This window comes from Aestuariivirga sp. (assembly GCF_044239095.1).
Lineage (GTDB): Bacteria > Pseudomonadota > Alphaproteobacteria > Rhizobiales > Aestuariivirgaceae > Aestuariivirga.
On sequence record NZ_JBIICB010000200.1, the window covers coordinates 1 to 8,067 of the forward strand.

The 8,067-nt window shown below is 64.2% G+C and carries 8 protein-coding genes, 1 tRNA gene and 1 pseudogene; 5 read left to right on the forward strand and 5 right to left on the reverse strand.

Features of this window, described 5'->3' with window-relative positions; all coding sequences use genetic code 11:
- On the forward strand, positions 1-335 hold a 335-nt coding region (locus ACILRA_RS16155), incomplete at its 5' end, for a transposase (RefSeq protein WP_395663105.1).
- Positions 336-360: 25 nt separating this feature from the next.
- Positions 361-1,320: pseudogene (locus ACILRA_RS16160) on the forward strand (DUF3604 domain-containing protein); the annotation flags it as partial.
- A gap of 107 nt (positions 1,321-1,427) precedes the next feature.
- Here the strand turns inward: ACILRA_RS16160 and ACILRA_RS16165 are convergent.
- The gene (locus ACILRA_RS16165) at positions 1,428-2,231 is read right to left on the reverse strand and encodes an SDR family NAD(P)-dependent oxidoreductase (RefSeq protein WP_395663106.1); all 804 of its coding nucleotides are present in this window, start codon (positions 2,229-2,231) and stop codon (positions 1,428-1,430) included.
- Positions 2,232-2,248: 17 nt separating this feature from the next.
- Positions 2,249-2,521, reverse strand: coding sequence for an SCP2 sterol-binding domain-containing protein (locus tag ACILRA_RS16170; RefSeq protein WP_395663107.1), 273 nt, complete (start codon positions 2,519-2,521; stop codon positions 2,249-2,251).
- 80 nt (positions 2,522-2,601) lie between these two features.
- On the opposite strand from ACILRA_RS16170, the gene ACILRA_RS16175 reads away from it, so the two are divergent.
- A complete protein-coding gene (locus tag ACILRA_RS16175) occupies positions 2,602-3,156 on the forward strand; it encodes a TetR/AcrR family transcriptional regulator (RefSeq protein ID WP_395663108.1) in 555 nt (184 codons plus the stop codon).
- 21 nt (positions 3,157-3,177) lie between these two features.
- Here ACILRA_RS16175 and ACILRA_RS16180 read toward each other — a convergent pair.
- The 3 genes from ACILRA_RS16180 to ACILRA_RS16190 all read right to left on the reverse strand — a co-directional run bounded on the left by ACILRA_RS16180 (position 3,178) and on the right by ACILRA_RS16190 (position 6,394).
- Positions 3,178-3,252: transfer RNA gene (locus ACILRA_RS16180), tRNA-Glu, on the reverse strand.
- 44 nt (positions 3,253-3,296) lie between these two features.
- A complete protein-coding gene (recJ, locus tag ACILRA_RS16185) occupies positions 3,297-5,093 on the reverse strand; it encodes a single-stranded-DNA-specific exonuclease RecJ (protein WP_395663109.1) in 1,797 nt (598 codons plus the stop codon).
- On the reverse strand, positions 5,090-6,394 hold the full coding sequence (locus ACILRA_RS16190) for a homoserine dehydrogenase (RefSeq protein WP_395663110.1): 1,305 nt from the start codon (positions 6,392-6,394) through the stop codon (positions 5,090-5,092). The genes recJ and ACILRA_RS16190 overlap by 4 nt, the downstream gene beginning before the upstream one ends.
- A 302-nt stretch (positions 6,395-6,696) precedes the next feature.
- Here ACILRA_RS16190 and ACILRA_RS16195 point away from each other — a divergent pair, with 302 nt between their 5' ends.
- Both ACILRA_RS16195 and ACILRA_RS16200 read left to right on the forward strand, forming a co-directional pair.
- On the forward strand, positions 6,697-7,665 hold the full coding sequence (locus tag ACILRA_RS16195) for a DNA cytosine methyltransferase (RefSeq protein WP_395663111.1): 969 nt from the start codon (positions 6,697-6,699) through the stop codon (positions 7,663-7,665).
- A gap of 34 nt (positions 7,666-7,699) precedes the next feature.
- A partial coding sequence (locus ACILRA_RS16200) for an HNH endonuclease (protein WP_395663112.1) occupies positions 7,700-8,067 on the forward strand: 368 nt, incomplete at its 3' end.

Sequence of the window (8,067 nt, forward strand, 5' to 3'; positions counted from 1 at the left end):
GGGCATGGCTCTACCGTGAAAGCCTCCGCGACATCCTTGAGCGAAAGCAGATCAACGTCGTCTCGGCCATGCTCTCGCAATGGTGCAGCAACGTGCTGCGTTCGAAGGTCGAGCCCATGAAGGAGGTTGCACGGATGATCAAAAGCCATTTCGATGGCATTGTTGCCTGGACGCAGACACGCCAGACCAACGGCTTTCTCGAGGCCTTGAACGGGCTGTTTCAGGCCGCCAAGCGCAAGGCCAGGGGATACAAGCGGTTCAGCACCATGCGGACCGTGCTGTTCCTCATCGCCGGAAAACTCGACTTCCCGAAGATCAATGGTCACGCAGCGTAACCCACTCGTTTTTCAAAAGAGCCCACCCAACGATGAATTCGCAGGCTTCGAAAGATGGGACACCGCCAACCTGGCGGGTGTGCCCAAGCAGCCGGGGATGATCGAGCGGGAATACGCGCGTCAGGCGCTCAGCGAGGGCCTGAAGCTCGAGGCCACGCTCGGCGCCAATCCCTTCAAGTTCGGCTTCGTCAGCGGGACTGATACGCATACGGGCCTCACCACGGCGGAGGAAGACAATTTCTTCGGCAAGCACACGGGCGTCGAGCCCTCGCCCAGCCGCTTCGCGCATGACGTCATCAAGACGCCGCAGGTCAGCATCAAGGGCTGGCAGATGGCGGCCTCCGGCTACACCGGCGTCTGGGCCACCGAAAACACGCGTGAGGCGATCTGGGATGCGCTGAAGCGCAAGGAAGCCTATTCGACCACGGGCCCGCGCATGCTGGTGCGCTTCTTCGGCGGCTGGGACTTCGAGCCCGCCGACGCGCAGACGCGCATGCCGGCTGATGCAGGCTACGCCAAGGGCGTGCCGATGGGCGGCGACCTCAAAGGCGCGCCCGAGGGCAAGTCGCCGACTTTCCTTGCCGCTGCGATGAAAGATCCGTTGAGCGGCAACCTGGACCGTATCCAGATCATCAAGGGCTGGGTCGATTCCGCCGGCAAGCTGCATGAAAAGGTTCATGACATCGCCTGGTCGGACGCGCGCCAGCCCGGCGCTGACGGCAAGCTGCCGCCCGTCGGCAACACGGTCGACGTGGCCAACGCCACCTGGACCAATTCGATCGGCAGCCCGGAGTTGATCGCAGTCTGGAAGGACCCGGACTTCGACCCGGCGCTGCGCGCGGTCTATTACGCCCGCGTCATCGAGATCCCCACCCCGCGCTGGACCGCCTATGACCAGAAGCGCTTCGGCATCAAGATGCCGGACGACGTGCCGATGACGGTCCAGGAACGCGCCTATACCTCGCCCATCTGGTACACGCCCTGATCTTTCAACGCCGGAGAAACGCGATGACGTTCACAGCCCTCCTGACCACCGCAGGTGCGGCCTGAGCCGGCCCACGGTGCGGCAGGTTCTCGCCCGGCTCGCCGAGATCAGCTGACAGGCCGTGCAACCTGAGCCATTCCCTTCATGATCTGGCCCATCACCCGGACGCGCAGCCAGCGGGGCAGCATGCCCAGCGACCAGCCGAGGAACTTCGACAGCCAGCCGGGCCGCACCGTGGCGCTTCCACCGAGGGCTTCGAGAGAAACCTTCGCCACCACGCCGGGTGTCTGCGCCATGCCCATCTGCATCCCAGCCCTTGCCCCGAAGCCGGACCGGATGGGCCCCGGCGCCACGGAGAGCACGCTGATGCCGTGGGGCCGGAATTCCTCCGCCAGGCCCTCGGCGAAGCTCTGCACGAAGCCCTTGGTGGCGGCATAGGTCGCCGACCAGGGCGCGCCCTGGAAACCCACCAGTGAACCGAACAGCACGATGCCGCCCCGCCCTGCCCGCTGCATCCGCCCGCCGATGCCATGCACGAGTTCGACGACCGCCCGGCAGTTGACGTCCACCATATTGGCTTCGGCCGCCACATCCTGGTCAAGAAATGCACCGGACGAGCCAAAGCCCGCGGCAGCGACCAGAAGGCCGATGCCGACATCCTTCGTCTGAGCGAGAACCGCTGCAATGCCCTCGGGCTGAGACAGGTCAGCCGCCACCGCGCGTACCTTGACCGGGTGACGCGATGTGAGCGTGTCAGCCAGCTCCTTCAGCAGTGCCTCGCGCCGCGCCACGAGCACGAGGTCGAAGCCCGCCGCCGCCAGTTCCTCTGCGAAGGCACGCCCGATGCCGTCAGACGCGCCGGTGACGAGGGCGGCGGGCCCGAAGCGCTGCAACAATCTGGTCTTGTCCATTCTCTTGTCCTTTTCTGTCAGGATGGGAAGCACTTGCCGAAGGCGGCGAGCAATTTGGGGCTGCCTTTGATGCGCAAGCCCCCGGTGGCGAGAAGGCGCAGCAGGGAAACCTCCTTGGAGAGGAATCGGATCCAGCCCTTCGCATCGGCCCGGATGGTGATGTCGGGCCGGTCCTTGGCCAGCAGCGGATGGTCGATGCTGACGACACCGCTGTCATCCACCCCCAGCAGCCGCGCCGTGGCATTCAATGTCTCCGCCGTGAGGGTGGGGCGAGCAAGAAGCTGATCCATCGCTGTCCTTCTTTTTAGATTACATTCGTCATCTAATAATATAGATGCTATCCAACATCTAAAGTCAAGAGGAGAGTGCGATGCGGGTATCCCGGGAGGCAGCACAGGCCAGCAAGGCGCGGATCACAGCGGAAGCGGCCCGCCTGATGCGGGAGAACGGCATCGCCGGCACCAGCGTCGCCGATGTGATGACCGCCGCCGGCATGACCACCGGCGGCTTCTACAAGCACTTCGAGTCGAAGGACGACCTGACAGCCGCCGCCGTCCGCGAGGCCTTCGGCGGGATTCTCACAGGCCTCGCCGAGTCCGCTGGGACCCGGGGCACGGACGCCGCCCGCAAGGCCTATTTCGAGACCTATTTGTCTGATGCCCATGTCGAGAATCCGGGCAAAGGCTGCCCCGTCCCCAGCCTCGGCGCGGACGTGGGCCGCGCCGGAAAACTCATCGGTGCCGCCTTCGAGGACGGCATCGAGCAAACCATCGCCCGCCTGGCCGGCAAGGACCTGACGACCCCTCAGCGCGCCGCTCTCATCCGCCAGATGTCCACCCTGGTCGGCGCCGTCATCCTCGCCCGCGCCGTCGGCGAAGGAGCACTGCGGGGCGAGATCCTCGCGGCGGCGCGCGAGGCGATCTGATATCTGTAGCAAAAGGGGAAGTGGCGCGCCCTACGGGAGTCGAACCCGTCTTTACAACGTGAAAGGCTGTCGTCCTAACCGATAGACGAAGGGCGCCGCGCGGAGGGGTCTATAAGGGGGTTCGGCGTGCTTGGCAAGCCTTACGACACACGTGCGGCATCTTCGATGTGGAGGCAGGGAACGCGCGCCCCGGACCAGTCGTCGATGGTGAGCCGGCCTGCGATGTGCAGCGGTAACTGCTTCTCGGACAACAGCAATTCGCCCAGATCCGTGCCCATGGAACGGAAGGCCACGGCTTTGAGCCTCTTGCCGTCGGCAGACGCCAGCGTGCAGCGGATGTGGTCGCCCCCTGCCCGGTCGGCATAGACCACGCGGTGGGCGGGAAAGGCGAAGACGGGCGATGGATGCGCCGTGCCGTATGGCCCCGCCTGTTCCAGCAGTTCGATCAGCTCCAGTGTCGCCGCCCCCGCCGTCAGCGCGGCATCGATGGAGAACGCCCTGTCCTGCGCGCCCAGAACCTGCGGGCCCAGCCGCTCCTCGAAGAAGCCTCGGAGATCGCCCAGCCGCTCCTGGCTGACAGTGAGGCCCGCCGCCATGGCGTGGCCCCCGCCCTTCTCGATCAGCCCTGATTCGAAGGCCTCGCGCACGGCACTTCCGATGTCGACGCCGGGGATTGACCGGCCGGAACCGGCAGCGAGCAGCCCCGCCTTGTCCTCCGCCAGCACGAAGCTCGGCAGGTTGAAGCGCTCCTTGAGGCGCGCCGCCGCCAGCCCCACGACACCCGGGTGCCAGCCCCGGGCGGAGACCACCAGCACGCGCGCCAGCCGCTCCTTGCCCAGCATGTTGTCCGCCTGCAGCATGGCCTGGTCGACGACGGCGAGCTCGATCTCCTGCCGCTCCCGGTTCAGCCGCTCGAGCTCCTGCGCGATCTGCGCGGCCTCGCCCTTGTCGCGCGTCGTCAGCAGCGTGAGGGCCAGTGCCGCATTGCCGATGCGGCCTGCGGCATTGATGCGCGGCCCCAGAAGATAACCCAGCGCATAGGTATCGGGCTTGCGCTTCAGCCGGGAGACATCGGAAAGGCAGGAAAGCCCCACATTCTCCCGCCTGGCCATGATCTTGAGGCCTTGCGTGACATAGGCGCGGTTCAGGCCCTTGAGCGGCACCACGTCGCACACGGTCGCAAGGCTCACCAGCTCCAGCCATTGCAGCATGTTGGGTTCAGGGCGGTTCTCGCCATACCAGCCCCTCAGCCGCAGCGCCTTGTTCACCGCCGCGATGAAGATCATGGTGACGCCCGCGGCACAGAGATAGCCCAGCCCCGACACATCATCCTGCCGGTTCGGGTTGATGACGGCATAGGCCTCCGGCAGCAGCTCGCCCGCCTGGTGATGGTCCACGATGATGGTGACGAGGCCCAGTTCCGCCGCCCGCGCCAAGGGATCATGCGCCATCACCCCGCAATCGAGCGTCACCAGCACTTGCGCGCCATTGGCCTGCAGCTGCTCCACAGCAAGCGCAGACGGGCCATAGCCCTCCGTCAGCCGGTCCGGAATATGCACGCTGCAGGAAGAGCCGGTGGCCTTCAGGAACAGCGTCAGCATTGCGGCGGAGGATATTCCGTCTACGTCATAATCCGCGATGACGCCGATCTTCTCCCCCGCCATGATGGCTTCGCTCAAGCGGGCCGCACCCTTCTCCATGTCCTGCAAGGCGGAGGGCTGCGGCATCAGCGTGCGGATCGTCGGGTTCAGGAAGGCTTCCGCCTCATCCACGCCAACGCCCCGCGCCGCAAGCACACGGCCCACGATCTCCGGCAGTTCATGGCGCTGCGAGATCGCCTCGGCGATGCGATGGTCATCGAGCCTTGCCTTCCAGCGGCGGCCCGCAACCGAGCGCTCGACGTTCAGGAAGGCGCGCGGGCGTGTCTCGGCCGTCAAAGCCTCTCGATCCGGATCATGCGCGGGTGGGCGGCCACGTGGCCGTCCTTCTCGATCCGGTCGAGGGCGGCGCGCATGGCACTTTCCACCGTGTCATGGGTGATGAGGATGAAGGGAGCGGTTGCACGCGGCGCATCCGTCTCCGTCTTGCCGCGCTGGAAGATGCTCTCGATCGAGATCTTCTCATCCGCCAGAATGCTGGCAACGGCGGCGACCGCACCCGGCTTGTCCAGCAGGTTGAGGGCCACATAGAAGCCGCCCTCATGCGCCTTCTGGGGTGCTGCCTCATAGGGGCGAAGGTCCTTCGCCGGAATGCCGAAAGCGGGCCGGAAATTGCCACGCGCGATGTCCACGACATCGGAGAGCACGGCAGACGCCGTCGGATGCGCCCCCGCACCACGGCCCTCCAGCATCAGGTCGCCCACGAAATCGCCCTTCACCACGACCGCGTTGAACACGCCATCGGTATCCGCCACGGGCGAGCCCTTGCGGATCAGCGTGGGGTGCACGCGCTGCTCGATCCCGTGCTCGGAGGCAACGGCCACACCCAGCAGCTTGATCTTGTATCCCATCTCGGAAGCATTGCGGATGTCGTCCAGCGTGATCTGCTCAATGCCCTCGATGTCGATGGCCTTGAGGTTCACCTCTGCGCCGAAGGCCAGCGAGGTGAGCACCGCCAGCTTGTGCGCCGTGTCGAAGCCGCCCACGTCGAAGGTGGGGTCGGCTTCCGCATAGCCCAGCTGTTGTGCTTCCTTCAGCACCTCCGCGAAGCTCCGCCCCTCGTTCCCCATCTTGGTGAGGATGTAGTTGCAAGTGCCGTTCATGATGCCGAACAGCTTGCCGATGCGGTTGCCCGCCAGCCCCTCGCGGATGGTCTTGATGATGGGAATGCCACCCGCCACCGACGCCTCGAAATTCAGCGCCACACCCTTCTCTTCCGCCAGCCGGGCGAGGCTCGATCCATGATGCGCCAAGAGCGCCTTGTTGGCGGTGATCACATGCTTGCCCGCGCGGATCGCGGTTTCGACCGCCGCCTTGGCCGGGTCACCCTCCCCGCCCATCAGCTCCACGAACACGTCAATGGAGGGGTCCGCCGCCAGCTTTACCGGGTCGTCATGCCAGGTGAGCCGCGACAGGTCATGCCCCCGGTCTTTCCCCTTGGAGCGCGCCGAAACCGCCACGACTTCAATGGCCCGCCCGGCCCGCGCCGCAACAAGCCCCCCGTGGCGGCCCAGAATATCCAGCACCCCGCCCCCGACAGTCCCCAGCCCCGCAATCCCCAGCCGCAACGCCTTGCTCATCCGACACCCGCCAAACGGTGAATCTTCCTCAACTGCCGCGTCTTATGGCGGGAGACGGGCGGGATGGCAAGGAAGAGGGAGGCGAGTTTCCCCCCATGCAAGGCGTCAGCCCTGCAGGGCTTCACCCCCCTCATACCGTCACCCCGGCGGAGGCCGGGGTCCAGCTTCGGGCGTCAGCCGCGCGGAATTAGGGAGGTTATCCCGGCTGGGAACCAGCTAAGAAACATGTTGAAACGCGCAGATACGTTCTCTAATCGTTCTTATCGATCTGGGTTACACATCAAGCGTCTGGGAGAGATTCGATGGCCCCTGTCACTGTTGAACTATGTGCCGGAGCTGGCGGTCAGGCACTTGGCTTGGAAACAGCAGGGTTCGAGCATGCCGCATTGTTCGAGAACGACAAGTCAGCATGTGCAACCCTGATACGAAACCGGAAACACTGGAATGTCATCGAGCATGACCTTTTCCAGAGCTTCGATTGGTCGAAATACAAGGGCATCGACCTGCTCGCCGGCGGTCTTCCGTGCCCGCCGTTCTCAGTTGCTGGCAAGCAACTCGGAGAGGGCGATGAGCGAAATCTCTTCAACGTTGGCATCGAACTTGTCGACGAAATCCAGCCTACGGCTGTGATGTTCGAGAATGTGAAAGGCCTGCTCGAACCGCGCTTCACGGATTATCGCACGACAATAGACAAGAAGCTCAAGAAGCTTGGCTACAAGCCATTCTGGAATCTGTTGCACTCTTCGGACTACGGGGTGCCGCAATTGAGGCCGCGCGTGCTGCTTGTTGCAATCCGCAAGTTTGCGGCGGATCGTTTCCAATGGCCTGGCGAGAAAGACAAGATTGCACCGAAGACGGTGGGAGAAACGCTCGTCAAACACATGGCAGAAGGCGGCTGGCCTCACGCCGAGGCGTGGAAGGAAAAAGCAAATCGCATTGCGCCCACGATCGTCGGCGGATCCAAGAAGCACGGCGGGCCGGACTTGGGCCCAACACGAGCCCGAAAGGCTTGGGCCGAGCTTGGGGTCAACGGCATTGGCATTGGCAATGAACCACCTGGCCCAGACTTCACAGGAATGCCCAAACTCACCGTTCAGATGGTCGCCAAACTGCAAGGCTTCCCTGATAGCTGGGAGTTTGCGGGGGGCAAGACAGCAAGCTATCGCCAAGTTGGAAATGCGTTTCCGCCGCCCGTGGCCGCCGTTGTTGGTGCGAAGATACGTGAGGCCATTTCCCTGAAGGGCGTGGTCAGTCTCGCGGCTGCTGAGTGATATGGGAGCGAGAGATAAGCTCAGGACGCACTTCTTGGCGAACCTCGGCCGCGTTATGGAGGTCAATGAACTCCGAAAGGTCGCGGGCGGTATAACCGAGTGGGCTCGACGGGTTCGCGAACTGCGGAATGAAGAAGGCTTTCAGATACTCACCCACAATGACCGCTCCGACCTGAAGCAGGGTCAGTATCTGCTAGTAGACCCCAAGCCCCGGCCTGCGTTCCAGCGCGCAATATCCAAGGAACTGCGCGCGCAGATTCTTGACCGGAATGGCTTCACTTGCCAGATGTGTGGAGTGGCCGCAGGCGAGCCACATCCAGACGATCCAGGCCGCAAGACCCGGCTTCACATCGGTCATATCGTCGACAAGTCCATGGGGGGCACCGACGACTATTCAAACCT

Excerpts from the sequence above, each read along its gene's own strand:
- ACILRA_RS16195 (WP_395663111.1), top strand. The coding sequence starts at position 6,697 with ATGGCCCCTGTCACTGTTGAACTATGTGCCGGAGCTGGCGGTCAGGCA.
- ACILRA_RS16165 (WP_395663106.1), bottom strand. The coding sequence starts at position 2,231 with ATGGACAAGACCAGATTGTTGCAGCGCTTCGGGCCCGCCGCCCTCGTC.
- ACILRA_RS16170 (WP_395663107.1), bottom strand. The coding sequence starts at position 2,521 with ATGGATCAGCTTCTTGCTCGCCCCACCCTCACGGCGGAGACATTGAAT.
- ACILRA_RS16190 (WP_395663110.1), bottom strand. The coding sequence starts at position 6,394 with ATGAGCAAGGCGTTGCGGCTGGGGATTGCGGGGCTGGGGACTGTCGGG.
- ACILRA_RS16175 (WP_395663108.1), top strand. The coding sequence starts at position 2,602 with ATGCGGGTATCCCGGGAGGCAGCACAGGCCAGCAAGGCGCGGATCACA.